The sequence below is a fragment of the Streptomyces sp. M41 genome (assembly GCF_043673425.1).
Classification (GTDB): Bacteria; Actinomycetota; Actinomycetes; order Streptomycetales; family Streptomycetaceae; genus Streptomyces.
In genome coordinates this window covers 227,523-243,344 of record NZ_JBIMKE010000007.1, presented here as the reverse complement: position 1 = coordinate 243,344, position 15,822 = coordinate 227,523, and the positions used below count along the sequence as shown (strand labels likewise).

The 15,822-nt window shown below is 70.3% G+C and carries 18 protein-coding genes; 8 read left to right on the top strand and 10 right to left on the bottom strand.

The features are described from left to right. Positions 1-21: 21 nt before the first annotated feature. From ACHBTE_RS12880 to ACHBTE_RS12870, 3 genes are all read left to right on the top strand, one after another. Complete coding sequence (locus ACHBTE_RS12880; protein ID WP_394723873.1) at positions 22-1,023, top strand: ABC transporter substrate-binding protein; 1,002 nt, start codon at positions 22-24, stop codon at positions 1,021-1,023. Positions 1,024-1,105: 82 nt separating this feature from the next. Next, positions 1,106-2,134: a FecCD family ABC transporter permease gene (locus ACHBTE_RS12875; protein ID WP_394723872.1), complete on the top strand. Its 1,029-nt coding sequence runs from the start codon at positions 1,106-1,108 to the stop codon at positions 2,132-2,134. Beyond that, positions 2,134-2,949 (top strand): ABC transporter ATP-binding protein, encoded by an 816-nt coding sequence (locus ACHBTE_RS12870; RefSeq protein WP_394723871.1) that lies wholly within the window; start codon positions 2,134-2,136, stop codon positions 2,947-2,949. The genes ACHBTE_RS12875 and ACHBTE_RS12870 overlap by 1 nt, the downstream gene beginning before the upstream one ends. Before the next feature lie 529 nt (positions 2,950-3,478). On the opposite strand, the gene ACHBTE_RS12865 is transcribed toward ACHBTE_RS12870, so the two are convergent. The 5 genes from ACHBTE_RS12865 to ACHBTE_RS12845 form a co-directional block, all read right to left on the bottom strand. Continuing rightward, complete coding sequence (locus tag ACHBTE_RS12865) at positions 3,479-3,733, bottom strand: hypothetical protein (RefSeq protein ID WP_394723870.1); 255 nt, start codon at positions 3,731-3,733, stop codon at positions 3,479-3,481. A 16-nt stretch (positions 3,734-3,749) separates the two neighbouring features. After that, the gene (locus ACHBTE_RS12860; RefSeq protein ID WP_394723869.1) at positions 3,750-4,940 is read right to left on the bottom strand and encodes a GTP-binding protein; all 1,191 of its coding nucleotides are present in this window, start codon (positions 4,938-4,940) and stop codon (positions 3,750-3,752) included. 8 nt (positions 4,941-4,948) lie between these two features. Then, positions 4,949-5,119 (bottom strand): 50S ribosomal protein L32, encoded by a 171-nt coding sequence (gene rpmF, locus ACHBTE_RS12855; protein WP_394723868.1) that lies wholly within the window; start codon positions 5,117-5,119, stop codon positions 4,949-4,951. A 161-nt stretch (positions 5,120-5,280) separates the two neighbouring features. After that, positions 5,281-6,102, bottom strand: a complete 822-nt coding sequence (locus ACHBTE_RS12850; RefSeq protein ID WP_394723867.1) for a hypothetical protein — start codon at positions 6,100-6,102, stop codon at positions 5,281-5,283. 95 nt (positions 6,103-6,197) lie between these two features. After that, entirely contained in the window at positions 6,198-7,049 is an 852-nt protein-coding gene (locus tag ACHBTE_RS12845) for an alpha/beta fold hydrolase (RefSeq protein WP_394723866.1), read from the bottom strand. Between the two features lie 299 nt (positions 7,050-7,348). On the opposite strand from ACHBTE_RS12845, the gene ACHBTE_RS12840 reads away from it, so the two are divergent. The 3 genes from ACHBTE_RS12840 to ACHBTE_RS12830 are packed head-to-tail and all read left to right on the top strand — an operon-like array spanning position 7,349 to position 9,906. Further along, positions 7,349-8,548, top strand: coding sequence for an acetyl-CoA C-acyltransferase (locus ACHBTE_RS12840; RefSeq protein WP_394723865.1), 1,200 nt, complete (start codon positions 7,349-7,351; stop codon positions 8,546-8,548). Further along, the gene (locus ACHBTE_RS12835) at positions 8,548-9,174 is read left to right on the top strand and encodes an HAD family hydrolase (protein WP_394723864.1); all 627 of its coding nucleotides are present in this window, start codon (positions 8,548-8,550) and stop codon (positions 9,172-9,174) included. The genes ACHBTE_RS12840 and ACHBTE_RS12835 overlap by 1 nt, the downstream gene beginning before the upstream one ends. A gap of 39 nt (positions 9,175-9,213) precedes the next feature. After that, on the top strand, positions 9,214-9,906 hold the full coding sequence (locus ACHBTE_RS12830; RefSeq protein ID WP_394723863.1) for a TetR/AcrR family transcriptional regulator: 693 nt from the start codon (positions 9,214-9,216) through the stop codon (positions 9,904-9,906). Between the two features lie 76 nt (positions 9,907-9,982). Here ACHBTE_RS12830 and ACHBTE_RS12825 read toward each other — a convergent pair whose 3' ends face one another. The 3 genes from ACHBTE_RS12825 to ACHBTE_RS12815 form a co-directional block, all read right to left on the bottom strand. Further along, positions 9,983-10,336, bottom strand: coding sequence for a tetratricopeptide repeat protein (locus tag ACHBTE_RS12825; RefSeq protein WP_394723940.1), 354 nt, complete (start codon positions 10,334-10,336; stop codon positions 9,983-9,985). Beyond that, entirely contained in the window at positions 10,270-12,006 is a 1,737-nt protein-coding gene (gene fxsT / locus ACHBTE_RS12820) for an FxSxx-COOH system tetratricopeptide repeat protein (RefSeq protein ID WP_394723862.1), read from the bottom strand. Before fxsT ends, ACHBTE_RS12825 begins: the two co-directional genes overlap by 67 nt. Positions 12,007-12,106: 100 nt before the next feature. Next, on the bottom strand, positions 12,107-12,832 hold the full coding sequence (locus tag ACHBTE_RS12815; RefSeq protein WP_394723861.1) for a hypothetical protein: 726 nt from the start codon (positions 12,830-12,832) through the stop codon (positions 12,107-12,109). A 385-nt stretch (positions 12,833-13,217) separates the two neighbouring features. On the opposite strand from ACHBTE_RS12815, the gene ACHBTE_RS12810 reads away from it, so the two are divergent. Then, positions 13,218-13,496 carry a hypothetical protein gene (locus ACHBTE_RS12810; RefSeq protein WP_394723860.1) on the top strand — a complete coding sequence of 93 codons (279 nt, stop codon included), beginning with the start codon at positions 13,218-13,220 and terminating at the stop codon, positions 13,494-13,496. 24 nt (positions 13,497-13,520) lie between these two features. Here the strand turns inward: ACHBTE_RS12810 and ACHBTE_RS12805 are convergent, their stop codons facing one another. Beyond that, the gene (locus ACHBTE_RS12805; protein WP_394723859.1) at positions 13,521-14,165 is read right to left on the bottom strand and encodes a L,D-transpeptidase; all 645 of its coding nucleotides are present in this window, start codon (positions 14,163-14,165) and stop codon (positions 13,521-13,523) included. Next, on the bottom strand, positions 14,155-14,679 hold the full coding sequence (locus ACHBTE_RS12800; RefSeq protein WP_394723858.1) for a SigE family RNA polymerase sigma factor: 525 nt from the start codon (positions 14,677-14,679) through the stop codon (positions 14,155-14,157). Before ACHBTE_RS12800 ends, ACHBTE_RS12805 begins: the two co-directional genes overlap by 11 nt. Positions 14,680-14,819: 140 nt before the next feature. Between ACHBTE_RS12800 and ACHBTE_RS12795 the strand changes: the two genes are divergently transcribed. Further along, positions 14,820-15,800, top strand: a complete 981-nt coding sequence (locus ACHBTE_RS12795) for a L,D-transpeptidase (protein WP_394723857.1) — start codon at positions 14,820-14,822, stop codon at positions 15,798-15,800. The last annotated feature ends 22 nt before the right edge of the window (positions 15,801-15,822 follow it).

Below are 15,822 nucleotides of genomic sequence, written 5' to 3'. Positions count from 1 at the left end.
AAAATGAAAATGATTACCACAATGCTTACAGCCGCGGCTATGTTCGCGGTCGCCGGGTGCGGCGGCGACTCGGCCGCCGATGCTGCCGGGAAGGCGACGACGGCGGCGAAGGGCGGGACGACCTACCCGTTCACCATCAAGAACTGCGGCACCGACGTGACTTACAAGGCCGCGCCGCAGAAGGTCGTGACGCTGAACCAGACCGCCGCCGAGATCCTCATCCACCTGGGGGTGGGGGACCGGATCGCCGGATCGGGCTATGAGATCGAGAAGACGCCGGACGCGGTCGCCGCGCAGTACAAGAAGATTCCGATCCTGTCCGGGGACGGCGAGACGATCAAGCACGAGAAGCTGCTGGAAGCACAGCCGGACTTCGTCTACAGCTCTTTCGCGAGCTTCCTCACCAAGGAGGAGGCCGGTGACCGCAAGGACCTGCACGACCTGGGCGTGCCGACCTACCTGACCGAGTTCGACTGCTCGTACCACGAGAGCGTGGCCGACGCGGACTTCGAGATGCTGTACCAGGAGTACCGCCGCCTGGGCAGGATCATGGGCGTGCCCGACGCCGGCGAGAAGCTGGCGACCGAGCAGAAGGCCGTGGTGGACAAGGCGCTGAGCGGCTACAAGAAGCCGGACAAGCCGCTGAAGGTGATGTGGTTCTACTCCACCTACGACGGCACCCCGTGGGCCGCGGGCCCCGGTGGTCTGCCGCAGCACATCTCCGAGCGCGTCGGGGTCGAAAACATCTTCGAGGACGCGAAGACCAAGTGGGCGGAGGTGAGCTGGGACGAGGTCGCCGCCCGGAATCCCGACGTCATCATCCTGGCCGACCTGAACCGAGGCGAACCCAACGACACGGCCAAGGAGAAGATCGAGCTGCTCAAGAAGGACCCCCTCACCCGCAAGCTGGGCGCTGTGAAGGGTGACCGGTTCGTCACCATCCCCGGCACCCACATGGACCCCAGCTACGGCAGCGCGTCCGCGGTCCCCACGCTGGTCGACGGCTTGAACAAGCTTGGCTGAGCTGTCAACCGCCATGACCACGAGCTCACAAACGTCTCCCGCGCCCCCCGGGACTTCGGTCACCAGCCCTGAGAAGGTTCCGGTGGGCGCGCGGCGCGCCTCGACGGTGGCGCTCTTCTTCCTGGCCGTGTCCGGGCTGCTGGTGTCGGTCGTCGCCGCATCGCTCTTCGGGAGCGCGAACATCCAGCCCCTGGACGTCGTCTCCACGATCCTCAGGCACATCGGCCTGGACGGTATCGCCCCCACCCCGCCACTGCCGGGGCTGCTGGACGCCCTGATCTGGGAGTCGCGCTTCCCGCGGGTGCTGCTGGCCTGCGCCGTCGGCATGGCCCTGGCCGTCTCGGGCGCGGTCCTGCAGGCGGTCACCAGGAACCCCCTGGCCGACCCCTACCTGCTGGGAGTCTCCTCCGGCGCCTCCACGGGCGCGGTCGCCGTGCTCCTGCTGGGCATCGGCGGAAGCATCTCCCTGTCGACCGGAGCGTTCGCCGGCGGGCTGGTCTCCTTCGCCCTGCTGCTGGTCCTCCTCGGCGGGGGGCGCGTCGCAAGCCCTTCCCGAGTGGTGCTCACCGGTGTGCTCGTGTCGCAGTTCTTCGCGGCGGTCACCTCGGTCATCCTCATGGTCAGCGGCGATGCGAACTCCACCCGCGGGTTCACCTACTGGCTGCTCGGCACCCTCGGCGGCGCCCGGTGGGAGGGGGTGACCGTCACCGTCGTGATCATCCTGATCGGGGTCATCGCCGTCCAGTTCTTCGCGCCCGCCCTCGACGCCTTCACGTTCGGGTGGGACTCCGCCGAAGCCCTGGGGATCAACGTCACCGCTGCCCGCGTCTGGCTGATGGTGCTGACCTCGGTCATGACCGCGGCCGCCGTGGCGGCCTCCGGCGCGATCGGCTTCATCGGGCTGCTCATCCCGCACGCCGTCCGCATCCTCGCGGGCCCGACACACCGCTCCCTGCTACCCCTGTCCGCGATCGTCGGCGCCATCTTCCTCATCTGGGTGGACGTATTCGCGCGGACGGCGTTCTCGCCCCACGAACTGCCCGCCGGCGTCATCACCGCGCTTCTCGGCGCGCCCGCCTTCGCGCTGGTCCTGAAGCGTCTGGAGTCCTGATGGGCCGCATCACCACCACCCAACTCTCCTGGTCGGTCAAGGGCCACCGGCTGCTGGACAGCATCGAGATGGCGGCCCACGACGGGAAGATCGTCGGCCTCCTCGGCCCCAACGGCTCGGGCAAGTCGACCCTGTTGCGTCTGCTCGCCGGACTGCGCCGCCCCGACACCGGAACCATCCACTTCGACGACACCAGCCTGCACGACCTCAGCCGCCGGGTGCGGGCCCGACGGCTCGCCGTCGTCGAACAGGACGTGTCCGCCCACAACCACGTCAACGTCCGCCAGGTCGTGGAACTCGGCCGCACACCGTTCCGCGGCCGCTTCGACGCGTTGACCGAGCACGATCGGCGGATCGTCGACGCGGCCCTGGAGCGGACCGACATCACCGGCAAGCAGTACCAGAGTTGGCACACCCTCTCCGGAGGGGAGAAGCAGCGCGCCCAACTCGCGCGCGCCCTGGCCCAGGAACCGCAGGAGATCCTGCTCGACGAACCCACCAACCACCTCGACATACGCCATCAACTCGAACTCCTCGACCTGCTGACATCACTGGACGTCACCTGCGTCGTCGCCCTGCACGACCTCAACCTCGCCGCCCGGTACTGCGACCACATCGTCGTCCTCGACCACGGACAGGTCGCGGCGGCGGGCCCTCCGGAGGCCGTGCTGACCCCGGACCTGATCAAGTCGGTCTACGGCGTCAACGTCCTCGTCGACCGCGAACACACCACCGGCACCCTCCGCATCACCTACCTGGCCGCCACCGCCACACGAACGACTCCCACGAAAGCGATGCAACTCGATCCCCCATAGGCCTCATCAGCCGCCGACCACCACGACCTCGGCGCTGACGTCGGCGGGTTCGGTGCGGCGGAGCAAGATCCGGGCCATGTCCGCGCCGCGAAGTGGTGTGAAACTGGAATGACTACCTCCGACAGCCGGGTCCTGTCTCTCTCGACCGGGACAGCCGCCTGTCGGGGGTCCCCCACACGGGCGGCACCGCACCCGCCGCGGGCTGCCGACGGAGCCCCGTCTGCTTCACTCGCCGATCTGGGAGCCATCCGGCTGACCCGAACCTGCTCGGCGCGCCAGAGGGGACCTCGTTCGGCGCCGTCTCGGTAACGCTGTTCGGCCTCGGCGACAGCCCCCTCGGGTTGTCCGGCGGGGCGCGGCTTCCCTCCCGGGGGCACCAAGTCCTCCTGGTGGCCGTGCCGCTCGCGTGGCGGGTGGAGTCTTTGGCCGTGACTTGGCGGGGGCACGGCCAGAGGCTGTTGGAGGTTGGAGGTGGGAGCCGCCGCGTGGTGCGTGTGCGAGCACCATCTGCTCATGGCGGAGTGGGAGTTCAGCCGGGCACCAGCACCGGATCGATGCGGTACCCGTGGCTGCGAGGCTCGAACTTGTCCAAGACGTCGCGCTGTTCCCGGGAGCCGAAGAAGCCGGCCCCAATTGTGTCGGGGGCCGGCGGAAAGCTCTGGGAACGGTCTGCCCGGAGATCGACGACCGGGCGCTTCAGGCCACCGCAGCGCGCCGAGCTGTAGTCGGTCGAGGCGACGATCTCGTCGCGTACCGGGCCGGACGGTGCCGTGGCTGCGACCACCGTCCGGCCCGGAGTCTCAGTGCCCCGTCGTCGCAGCGGTTAGGGGATCGTGCTCGTGTGCGCAGGCCTCGTCGATGCCGTAGGTGTCCCATGCGGGGAAGGGGTCGGAAGCGGGCGGTCGCTCGCCTTCCCGCATGAGGCAGTCGGCCAGGGCTGCCAGCAGCGGCTCCGCGCGCAAGTTGGTGCCGATGAACACGAGTTCCTCGGCGAAGGGGCTGTCGGTGTCCCGTGCCGAGGAGGGCTCGAAGCGTGCCACCGAGCCGGCCTGCGACCACAGTCCCGTCACGTGGGGGCGGCTCGCGAGGGTGAAGAAGCCCTTGGATCTGAGGACCTGCCCGTAGGCGCCGCTGTCGAGTCCCTCTGTCACGAACGTCCACAGCCGCCCAGGGTGGAACGGCGACCGGGAGCGGAAGACGGTGGAGGAAATGCCGTACTCCTCCGTCTCGGGAACGTGGTCGCCGTTGAGTTCCCTGACCCAGCCCGGGGCCTGCTGCGCCCGCTCCAGGTCGAAGCGGGCGGTGCCCAGGACCTCGCCGACGGGTACACGGCCCCGCACGGCCGGCACGACGCGGGCGGCCGGGTTGAGCCGGGCGAGGGTGGCCCGTAGGCGTTCGGCGGACGCGGCGTCGACAAGGTCCAGCTTGTTGAGGACGATCACATCGGCGAACTCGACCTGATCCATCAGCAGGTCGCTGACCGTGCGTTCGTCGTCCTCGTACTGGTCCAGGCCCCGTTCGGCCAGTTCGTCCCCGCCGGCCAGTTCGGGCAGGAAGCCCGCGGCGTCCACCACTGTGACCATTGTGTCGAGCCGGGCCAGGTCGTCGAGGGTGGCGCCGTCGTCGCGGGCGAAGGCGAAGGTGGCGGCGACCGGCATGGGCTCGGAGATGCCGGAGGACTCGATGAGGAGGTAGTCGAAGCGCCCCTCGCGCGCCAGCCGGTCCACCTCCTCCAGCAGGTCGTCGCGCAGGGTGCAGCAGATGCATCCGTTGGTCATCTCGACCAGGCGTTCCTCGGTGCGGGACAGTGCTGCCTCGCCGCCGCGCACCAGGGCGGCGTCGATGTTGACCTCGCTCATGTCGTTGACGATGACGGCGACGCGCAGGCCCTCACGGTTGCCGAGGACATGATTGAGCAGGGTGGTCTTGCCGGCGCCGAGGAATCCCGAGAGGACGGTGACGGGGAGTCGTAGCGAAGGGGCGTAGGTCATGCGGCGGGTCAGCCTTCGGGGCGGAGCAGACCGCGCTCGTACGCCTTCGCCAGCCGCTGGGGGACGAGGTACGGCACGCCGTCCACCGTCACCGTCACCAACTGAGGCGTCGTGCCCTTCCATTGCGCGCGACGGTGCCGGGTGTTGCTGCGCGACATCTTGCGTTTGGGTACGGCCATGGGGACACCTCCGGGTGCGACGGGTGAGCGCGACAACGATACATGAAAATGGATGTCATTACGCACGCGGTCCACCATGCTGGCTCGCGTGACCCGCGGCTCAGCGCTTCGAACTCGGCGGCTTGGCAAGGCTGCAGCCTTCGAAGCAGCCGCGCCCGCGCTCAGCCGAACTTCAGGAGGCCCGCCTCGACGACGGCGCGGCCGAAGGAGGGGGCGAGTTCGGCGAGACGCTCGCAGCCGGTGTCACCGAGGACGGAATAGGCGGGGAGCGCCAGGCGATCGGTGCGGTCCTCGATGTGCCGGCGCAGGGCCGCGCCCTCGGAGCTGAGGGAGTCGCCGTCCAGGAGGCCTCGCTCCCGCAGACGTTCCGCGACGGCGGCCCATTCGTCCTCGGGCCACGCGCGGCTCACCTTGAGGAAGCCCGCGGGAACGTCACCGGTGGCGGCGTGCAGAATCAGGGCCTCCAAGCCCCCGACGCCCTCGCTCAGCAGGCACGCCACATGGCCGTCACCACGGAACTCCCTGAGCAGGGTCTGGGCGTGCCACAGTTGCAGCAGCGGCTCCTGAGGCCACGGCAGTGCGGCATGGGCGGCGAACAGCGGACGGCCTTGCGCACTATCGCAGGCCGCCTCGGCGGCGCGGCGGCTCAGTGCCAGGATCTCGTCCCGGTCGGACGGCTCGTGGATTCCCGCCCGCCGCAGGGCCTCGCCCGCCGCGGCGTACCGAGCCTCCAGCACCTGCTGCGGCGTCGCGGTGTCCCAGACCCCGTCGAGCGCCTGCCGTACGACCTCGGGGTTGAAGTTGTAGAAGGTCGAGATGACCAGTTCGGCGGATGCTCGGCCGAAGGCGGCGCTGCGGGAGGCGAAGTACCCGGCGTGTCCGCTCAGTCCGAGGTCCGCGTACCGGCGCCTCGCCTCCGGGACGAAGTAGATCATGCCGTGCACGGGCTCAAGTCCGCGCCAGGCCGCACGAGCTGACTTCATAGATCACCTCTCCGGGCAGTCGATCAACGGGGGCGTTCGCTGCGTCTCACCGATCACCGATGACCGGTCACCGATGACCGATCACCGATCGCCAATCACTGCTTGCTGCTCCCGTGCGCCCCCAGATGGTCGAGCAGCAGGCGGCTCAGCTCGTCGGGCGCCTCCTCGGGGATCCAGTGGCTGATGCCCTGGAGGGTCTCGAAACGGTATGGGCCGGTCACCCACCGCCCGGTCTCCTGCGCCGCCGCCGCGCCGAACGCGCTGTCCTGTGTGCTCCAGACGTACAGCGTGGGCACCTCGACGACACCGATCACGCCGTCGGGGCGGCCGGCGCGGTACCAGTTCAACGCGGCGGTGAGAGCGCCTGGCCGGGACAGGTGGCGTACGTAGGCCTCGGCGCTCTCCGCGGGGACCTTGTCGGCGTAGAAGGAGCGCAGCATCCGGGCGTCGTCGGCGAGCATGCGCTCTTCGGTCGCCGGTGTCTCGCGCCAGTCGAGCATGTACTGCGAGCGTTCGCGCTGGTCCTGGTCGGTGCGCAGGGTCGTGGCCAGAGCGCCGGGATGCGGGGTGGAGACAGCCGTAAGGCTGCGCAGGCGGCCCGGGTGGGCGCGGGCGGTCCACCAGGCCACCGCTCCTCCCCAGTCGTGGCCGACCAGATCGAACGTCGCCCAGCCCAGGTCCTCCGTGATCGCGACCACGTCGTCCACGAGCCGGCTCATGCGATAGTCCTCGGGCCGCTGGGGCCGGACGCCGGGGGAGTACCCGCGTTGGTCGGGTGCCACCACCCGGTAGCCGTGCGCGGCCAGTGCCGAGATCTGGCGCCGCCACACCAGTTTCGTCTGTGGGAAGCCGTGCAACAGCAGCACCGGCCGGCCCTGCGGTGGGCCCGCCGCGATCGCGTCGAAGACGCCCGCACGAGTGGAGATGTTCAGCTCGGTTCCGGTCACTACCCACCCCTTCATACCAACTGGTCGGTAGCCTTCAGGGGGAGGGGCGGGAGTGTCAAGAGTTCGTGCTTGAATCTGACGTCGGATTCAATTATAACCGGACCGGGAGTCAGCCTCTCGTCGTCCAGCGACCGCGTCCGATGTGCGTTGGTCGGTCAAGGAAGTGGTCGACAGCCGCCCGCAGGGCCCCGGTCGAGGTACGGCTCCTGCCCGCAGACACCCAATCCGGCGCGACGGAGTTCGCCGTCACGGCCCGAAGTATCCGGACGAACCGGACCGACAGGAAGCAGTGAGGCGACATGAGGGAAGCAGTCATCGTTTCGACGGCGCGTACGCCGATCGGGAAGGCCTATCGCGGCGCGTTCAACGACACCCAGGCCCAGGAGCTCGCCGCCCATGCGCTCTCGCACGCCGTACTGCGTGCCGGGCTGGAGGGTGGGGAAGTCGAGGATGTCGTGCTGGGGTGCGCCGTGCCGCAGGGGACTGCCGGGTTCAACGTCGCGCGCCAGGCCGTCCTGCGCGCGGGGCTTCCCGACGCCGTCTCAGGAATGACGGTCGACCGGCAGTGCTCGTCGGGCCTGATGGCCGTGGCTACGGCAGCCAAGCAGATCGTCGCGGACGGTATGCAGATCGCGGTGGGCGGCGGCGTCGAGTCGATCTCGCTGGTGCAGAACGACCACATGAACACCCACCGGATGACGGACCCTTGGCTGGTCGAGCACAAGCCGAGCATCTACCTGCCGATGTTGCAGACGGCGGAGATCGTCGCCGAACGTCACGGTGTGAGCCGGGAGCGACAGGACGAGTTCGCCCTGGTGTCACAGCAGCGCACCGCGGCGGCCCAGGAAGCCGGCCGGTTCGACCGGGAGATCGTCCCGCTGACCGGCGTCAAGAAGGTGCTCGACAAACAGTCCGGGGAGGTGCGCGAGGAGGAGGTCACCCTGACCCGGGACGAGGGCAACCGTGCGTCGACGACGCTCGAGGCCCTGGCCGGCCTGGCGCCCGTGCTGCCCGACGGCCAGGTGAGCGCGCACTCCAGTGTGACGGCGGGCAACTCCTCGCAGCTGTCGGACGGGGCTTCGGCGTCGGTGCTGATGGAGGCGAAGGAAGCCGAGCGCCGGGGACTGGAGCCGCTGGGCATCTACCGGGGCATGACCGTCGCGGGCTGCGCACCGGAGGAGATGGGCATCGGCCCGGTGCTGGCGATACCGAAGCTGCTGAAGCAGCACAACCTCACCGTCGACGACATCGGCCTGTGGGAGATCAACGAGGCGTTCGCCTCCCAGGCGCTGTACTGCCGTGATGAACTGCGCATCGACCCGGAGCGGTGCAACGTCGACGGGGGCGCGATCTCGGTCGGCCATCCGTACGGCATGACCGGAGCCCGTCTGGTGGGGCATGCCCTCATCGAGGGCAAGCGCCGCGGGGTCAGGTATGTGGTGATCTCGATGTGCGTCGGTGGCGGCATGGGTGCCGCCGGGCTGTTCGAGGTCGCCTGATGGGCCAGGATCGCACCGCTCTTCTGGTGGACTTCGGCGGGGTCATCACCTCCAGTGTGCTGAGGGCTTTCACCGAATTCGGAGCCTCGCTCGGGGGCGACCCGGGCCTGCCTCTGCGTCTCCTCGCCCGGGACCAGCCCTCACGCGCCCTCCTGGCCGACCACGAGTGCGGGCGAATCGACGCGGAGACCTTCGAGCGGGGATTCGCCGAACGTCTGCGCGCGCACGGCGCCGAGGTGGCGACCGAGGGGCTGACGGCCCGGATGCAGGCGGGCATGTCGATCGACGAGGACATGCTCGCGCTGCTCGGGGAGGTCCGAGCCCACGGCCATCCGGTGGCGCTGGTGTCCAACTCGTTCGGCAACGGCACCTACGACGGCGTCGACCTCGCCGCCGTCGCCGATGTCGTCGTGATCTCCGGCGAGGTCGGGATCCGCAAGCCGTCCCGCCGGATCTACGCCATCGCGTGCGAGCGTCTCGGCCGCGACCCGGAGGAGGCAGTCATGATCGACGACCTTCAGCAGAATCTCGACGGAGCGGCCCGGATCGGCATCGCGGGGGTGCTGCACACCAGTGCCGCCGACACCCGCCGCCAACTCGCCGAACGCTTCGGTATCACCATCTGACCGCTGACTATGGCGTCGGATTCACCTACAGTTGCGCGGATGGACACCACTGTGCCGGAGGAGACCGAGAGTGAGTCGCCGCCGCCCGTGGCGCCCTTCGCACAGCTGCGCGAGCCGCCCTCGACGCAGCGCGGGGCGCGGACGCGGGCCGCTCTGGTGAAGGCCGCGCGGAAGGTGTTCGAGCGTGACGGCTACCTCGACACCCGCCTGACCGACATCACCAAAGAGGCTCGGTGCGCGGCGGGATCCTTCTACACCTACTTCACCAACAAGGAAGAGGTGCTCGCCGCCGTCCTTCTGGAGGCGCAGGAGGACATGATGCACCCCGGGATGGCCCGGGTGCAGGATGCCGACGACCCCTACGCGGTGCTCGAGGCGAGCAATCGCGCCTATCTCGCGGCGTACGAGCGCAACGCGAAGCTCATGGCGCTGCTCGAGCAGGTCGCGCAGGTGGAGCCGGAATTCCGCGAGTTCCGAAGGCGGCGCGGGGATGCGTTCATCCGCCGCAACGCCCGAGGCATCGCCGACCTCCAGGCGCGAGGTGTCGCGGACCGGGAGGTCGATCCGATGCTGGCGTCCCGTGCGCTGTCGGGGATGGTCAGTGTTATGGCGTACAACGCCTTCGTGCTCAGCGAAGGGCAGGATGAAGGCACGCCGGTGGACTTCGAGGAGCTCGTGGCCACGGTCACCCGGCTCTGGGCGAACGCCCTGCGGTTTCCCGGGCACCGCTGACCGGGCCGCCGCGCGGACGACGTGCGGGCGGCAGTGACGGGGCCGCCGCGCGGACGATGTGCGGGCGGGGAGCCGGTCAGCCTCGCAGGCGGTCCGCCAGGGCGAAGGCGTCTTCGGTCTTGGGGTGGGTCCTGCCGAGCTGGCGGTGCAGGATGTCCGCGCCGCGGCGAGCCGGTTCGCCTGCGGACGGGTCGTTCAGGGCGTGCAGAGCCTGGGCTTTGAACAGCAGGGCGTAGCCGATGTAGAGGTGGTCCGGCGGGTAGTGGGCCTCGCGGATGCGCAGCGCTCTCGCGATCAGCGGTACCGCTGTGGCGTAGTCACCGAGGTCCGCGTGCACGGTCGCCAGCGCGACCAGGTCGAAACTCACATAGGGGTCGTCCGGCCCGTACGCGGCCTCGTCGATCCGCAGCGCCCGCTCAGCGAGCGGCAGCGCCGCCCCGTGCTCCCCGAGGAGACACAGGGTCCTGGCCAGCGTCGCCAGGTCGGTCGCGATGACGGGGCTCTCGGCCGGCAGCGAGGACTCGTGAAGGTGGAGGGCACGCTCGGCCAGGGGCGTGCCGTTCCCGGTGCGCCGAGGTCGCGGTGGATCTGCGCCATGGTGATCAGGTCGAAGCCGATCTGCGCCTCCTGGCCGTCGAGGGACTCGTGGAGTGCGAGGGCGCGCTCGCACAGCGGCAGCGCCATTGCGCGGTCGCCGATCGACAGCAGGAACTCAGCGGCCAGTCGCAGGAGTTGACCTGCCTGGGCCGCGCACTGCGGCGGCGGGTCGGCCTTGGTCACGGCCAGCACATGCGGGAGCAGCCCGTGCCAGCGCGGCCGTGCGGCCGGGTCGCCGTGGATGTCGTGCGGGACGGCCGCCAGCAGCGCACCGCACAGCTGGACCCGGGCCGTGGCGATGCGGTCGTCAGGCATCGTGGCTCTGATCGCCGCCTGGACCAGCCGGTGCAGCAGCAGAGCGGAGTTCTCGCGCCTTGCGAGGCCAAGACCGGCCAGGGCGCCGACCGTCGTGTCCCACGACAGGGGGTCGGCCGCCGCGGGGAGCGGCGGGTGCGGACCGTCGGTGAACAGTGTCAGCGGGATCGGCTCCGGCGCCAGCAGGGCGCACAGCTCCAGCAGCTGCACCGCCTGCGGCTGTTCTGTCCGTAGCTTGCGCACACTGAGCTGCCAGAGAGTCGAGACGACCACCGCGGGCCGGTCGGCGAGTTCGCCCCGCGCGATCATGTCCTCCAGCCGCGAGGTCAGCAGCTCCAGGTAGGCGTCCGGCTCCGTCTGGTTGTAGGTCATGTAGCCGGCGGCCTGCTCCAACGCCAGTGGCAGATCACCGAGTTGCTCCGCGACACGGTCCGCCGTCACCGCGCCTGTGCCGGGCACCCGGCGGACCAGCAGGTCCACCGACTCCTGTCTGCTGAACACCTGGAGGTCCAGCACATCGGCCCTGCTCGACCAGCCGCTCACCCTGGTGGTGACGATGACGTGGCCGTTCCTGGTCCGGTCGCCCGAGGGCAACGCGTGCACGAGACTGCCCGGCTTCTCCGCGTTGTCGAAGATGAGCAGCCAGGGCCTGCGGTCCCGCAACGTGGCGTACACCCCTGCGATCGCCTGCTCCGCGCCCGTGTCCACCAGCCCCAGCTCCCGTGCCAGCACCGTGAACTGCGCTGCCACCAGTTCGGGGCCCTCCGCGTCGACGTAGGCGACGAACCGGTACGTCGACAGGTGACGGTACGCGTACTCGACGGCGAGCTGTGTCTTGCCCACGCCACCCAGTCCGTGCACGACCTGCGTCGCGGCATCGCCCGCCGAGGTGAGGCTCCGGCGCAGCTCCCGCAGCGCCGCCTCGCGGCCCGTGAAGTGGGGGTTGCGCGGCGGCAGCCGGTAGGTCGCGGGCGGGGGCGTCGTGCGCGGGGTGCGCTCACCGCCTGACTGCCGGCGCAGTTCGATCAGCGCGAGCGGAACCAGGAGGAGGAGCACCACCCAGGGGTGGACGCGTACGAAGTCGAGGGGGCCGGGCCAGCGGCTCTGCCCGGAGGCGGCGTTGAAGGCCAGACTGCCGACGAACAGTACGAGCAGACCGGCCACCGTGCCGACCAGCCTGCGCCACATGGCTTCCTCTCCGGTCGCGACGACGACGGCCGCCGTGATCGTATCCGAGAAGCGGCTTGTGCGCAGGGGTCCTTGACCGCTCCGGCTGCCGCCGCCGCGGTCAACTCGCAGCCGGTCTGGGGTCGATCCACAACGCTTCCGCTACGGCGGACAGTTCGCCCCCGGCCGTGGCCAGCGCCACGCCCATGACGTGCTTGCGGCCGGATTCCGACAGCAGCCACGCATAGGAGATGTACGGCTCGCCCGTGACGACCGGCCGCAGGATCGTGCCTGTCAGAGAGGCGGTGACCGCACCCGGGCGCTGGGTTCCGAGGAAGCGGCCCGCCCAGTGCCCCGGGCAGTCCAGGGCGCCCCAGACCAGCCGGGCCGGAAGGAGGCCGTCCGGGTCGGCGAAGACGGGGGACGGGGTCCAGGCTGACGCGACCATGCCGCGATCGGGCACCGGGGTGCCGTACACCCGCAGACCGCGGTCGGGGGCGCGCAGCCCGCAGCCGAAGCAGTCGACCACACCCGACGGCGGCGCCGCGCGGAACCTCTCGGCCGCCGCCACTGCCTCTTCCCAGGCGGGCGGAGCCGGCGCGTCGAGCACGGACTCGGCCGGGCGCGCCGTGGCGAGGGGCCGCTCGGACTCGCCCAACTCGGCGCTTGCGTCCGCGGCTTCGGCGATCCGCACCGGTACCTCCACGGGCACCGGCCCACGGAAGTCCACCCGTACCGTCCGCGCCCCGGACCGCTCCGCCAGCACCCCCGCGACGTAGCCGCCGAAGGCCACGCCTGGGTAGCCGGAGTACAGCTCCGGCACCACGATCGCGTCACTCGTCGTCATGATCCCCACTTCACCACACCCGGGGACGGCACTCGCGCCGACCGGTCGCACCGAGCCTTGCGAGGACGCGCCGGGTGCGCCGGCCGCGGTGCGGAGGTGGAAGTGGAGGCCACCTCCAGGAAGGTGAGGTGGACATCGGCGGTCTCAAACCGTACGTCGGTTCGAGACTCGTACCGCCACACACGGCCGCCGCTGGTTCCGGGCCGGTTCCGGCTGGTCACCGGCCCGCCCTGCACACCGAACGGCCGCTGCTGCTCCGCCGCATCCGTAAGTGCGACAACCGGGCGTGCCGTAGGGCTATTTGGACATTCCGTACCTAATACTCCTTAATTGCAAGGAATCGGCTCCTTGGGAGTCGTGTTCACCCCATCCCACCGGAGATGACATGCACAAGCTTCGCAAGGCCGCCGTCGTGGTCGCCGCCCTCGGCACCGTCGGAGTGCTGACCGCCGGCACCGCTCACGCCGACGGCGGCCCGCAGGGCAACGCCTACCAAGTCCAGCAGAGCACCCAGTGCAAGTCCCACGACCTGAACATCAGCATCCTCGGCGTGGTCGGCCTGCTCAACGGCGCGCTGGGCAACGCCCTCAACGGCGAGGGCGACTCGGGCAGCCAGAGCTCCCACCTCGGCTCGAAGATGGGCTGCAACAACAGCGCCTTCTAGGCGAGCTTCCGCCAGACCACCAGGTCACGGGCGGTCAGCCGACGGCTGGCCGCCCGGCGGCATGTCGACGCGGACGGTGTCACCGGGTTTCAGCTGCTGGTAGGCCCACTTCGCGTCCGCCGTCCGCAGCCCGATCCAGCCGTGTGTGACGTCCCGCCGGCCGGGGGCCTCCTCGTCGTAGGACAGGGCCACGAGGTAGGTGGTCGTGCCGTCGGCGGCGCGCAGTTCGACCACCCAGCGCATGGCGATGTCGTACTCGTCGCCCAGCCCGACGGTCCCACCGGACATTCGCCGTTCGGGGAACTTGGCGGCCACCGTCATGCTGCCCGTCGGGGTGGGATGCTCCGCGGTGCCGCCGGAGACGGGCAACCGGCGTCCGGACAGGACGAGTTCGCGTCGCGTGAGGTCGACCGTCGCAGCCGTCGTCGGCCGTGGCTGCTCCGCGGTGACGGCGGGCGGCGCGGGACGCGTGCCGTCACGGTCGGCGAACGTCACCGCCAGACCACCGGCGAGGGCCAGCGCGACGGCGGCTGCCCCGGCCGCACCGGCCGCACGCCGGCGTCGTCGACGGCGCTCGGCCAGCCTTCTGATCTCCGGTCCCGGCACCGGCGGCGCGACGCGATGACGGTCGGCGACCTCGTGCAGCAGATCGGTGAGGTCATCGGACACGATCGCCCTCCTTCTCACCGCTGTCGTTCCGCCGGCCGACCCGCTCCGGGTCGAGATGGGCGGCGAGCGCCGCCCTGCCGCGTGAGAGCCTCGCCTTCACCGTCCCCACGGCCGCGCCGGTCTCGGAGGCTACCTGTTCCACACTCAGGTCGCACAAATGATGCAGAACGATCGCGGTGCGCTGCGCCTGCGGCAGCCGGCGCAGTGCCTGCACCAGCGCGGTGTGCTCGGGGCCCGGTCCCGGGACGTGCTCGTCGGGCGGGGTGTGGCGCACCAGTTCCAGCCAGCGGCGGGCCCGACGCCACCGGCTGACCGCGAGTCGTACCGCGACCGTACGTACCCACGCCTCCGGCGCCTCGTCGGCCAGCAGCTCGCGCCGCTTGTCCCAGGCGCGGACGAACGCCTCCTGGACCACGTCCTGTGCCTCCGCCAGATCCCCGGTCACGGCGTACACCTGCCCGACCAGCCGTGGGAAGGCGGAGGCGTAGAAGCGGTCGAACTCCTCCTCCGTCATGCGCTGCTCCGCCCCCCCCGTGGCCCTCGCCCGGAACCCCGTCCGGAGGCCCCCGGAAAAGAGTTCGCATTCCTGTGCAACCCGGCTGTCGCGCCGTGCGTAGAGAAGGCGTACATGGAAGCACAACGAGAGGGTTGCACGTGACCAGGGGGGCAGGACGCGGTTGGGCCGGCCGCAGCGCGTACGTCTGGGCGGTGATCACTGCCTGTGTTCTGGGGGTGGTGACGGCGTGTGCGGGACCGGGCGGGACGGACACCCGGGCGCACCAGGACGAGAAGCCGGGGACCGCGTCCACGGCACCGGCCGGGGGCGCCGAGCCGGGGGACACGACCCGGCAGCCGCCGCAGCAGGGGCGCGAGGCGGAGCCGCAGGCGCTGAAGGGGGCGCGGCTCAACGTCCGCGAGGGACAGGTCGTGGGGGTGGGCATGCCACTGTCGGTCACCTTCGACCGGCCGGTCCCGCGGGCAGAACGAGCCCGTGTCGAAGAGGCCTTGAAGGTGCGCTCCGCACCGGCGGCCGAGGGGGCGTGGAGTTGGGTGAAGGACCGCAATCTGCTGGACGGGCAGCGGATCGACTACCGGCCCCGCGAGTTCCACGCGCCGGGCACGCGCATCACCGTCAGCATCGGCTCGCGGCTCACCCGCAGCGTCGCTGTCGGACGCTCACTGGTCGCCACGGTCGACGTCCGCCGGCACGAGATGAAGGTCGTCACCGCCTCCGGTGAGCGCCGCATCCCGATCACCGCGGGGGCACCGGGCATGGACACCTGGAACGGCACCATGGTCGTCTCCGACAAGCAGCGCCGGGTCCTGATGGACTCCCGGACGGTCGGATACGGCGATGCCTACAAGGACTACTACGACTACGCGGTCCATCTGACGGCCTCGGGCACCTATCTGCACCAGAACCCCAAGGCGGATCAGTACGCGGGGCGGAGCAACGTCACCCACGGATGCATAGGGCTGGCCACCGACGGCACGGCACGCCGGTTCTACGAACAGGTCATCCCCGGCGACGTGATACGGGTCGTCGGCTCCAAGGAGACCGTCGCGCCCGGAAACGGCTACGGCGACTGGAACCTCTCCTGGGACCAGTGGCGGGCCGGAAGCGCCCTGACGTAGCGCCGGCAGCAGCGCGGCACAC

Excerpts from the sequence above, each read along its gene's own strand:
- ACHBTE_RS12815 (WP_394723861.1), bottom strand. The coding sequence starts at position 12,832 with ATGACGACGAGTGACGCGATCGTGGTGCCGGAGCTGTACTCCGGCTAC.
- ACHBTE_RS12880 (WP_394723873.1), top strand. The coding sequence starts at position 22 with ATGCTTACAGCCGCGGCTATGTTCGCGGTCGCCGGGTGCGGCGGCGAC.
- ACHBTE_RS12850 (WP_394723867.1), bottom strand. The coding sequence starts at position 6,102 with ATGAAGTCAGCTCGTGCGGCCTGGCGCGGACTTGAGCCCGTGCACGGC.
- ACHBTE_RS12800 (WP_394723858.1), bottom strand. The coding sequence starts at position 14,679 with ATGACGGAGGAGGAGTTCGACCGCTTCTACGCCTCCGCCTTCCCACGG.
- fxsT (WP_394723862.1), bottom strand. The coding sequence starts at position 12,006 with ATGTGGCGCAGGCTGGTCGGCACGGTGGCCGGTCTGCTCGTACTGTTC.
- ACHBTE_RS12830 (WP_394723863.1), top strand. The coding sequence starts at position 9,214 with ATGGACACCACTGTGCCGGAGGAGACCGAGAGTGAGTCGCCGCCGCCC.
- ACHBTE_RS12810 (WP_394723860.1), top strand. The coding sequence starts at position 13,218 with ATGCACAAGCTTCGCAAGGCCGCCGTCGTGGTCGCCGCCCTCGGCACC.
- ACHBTE_RS12870 (WP_394723871.1), top strand. The coding sequence starts at position 2,134 with ATGGGCCGCATCACCACCACCCAACTCTCCTGGTCGGTCAAGGGCCAC.
- rpmF (WP_394723868.1), bottom strand. The coding sequence starts at position 5,119 with ATGGCCGTACCCAAACGCAAGATGTCGCGCAGCAACACCCGGCACCGT.
- ACHBTE_RS12840 (WP_394723865.1), top strand. The coding sequence starts at position 7,349 with ATGAGGGAAGCAGTCATCGTTTCGACGGCGCGTACGCCGATCGGGAAG.
- ACHBTE_RS12860 (WP_394723869.1), bottom strand. The coding sequence starts at position 4,940 with ATGACCTACGCCCCTTCGCTACGACTCCCCGTCACCGTCCTCTCGGGA.
- ACHBTE_RS12835 (WP_394723864.1), top strand. The coding sequence starts at position 8,548 with ATGGGCCAGGATCGCACCGCTCTTCTGGTGGACTTCGGCGGGGTCATC.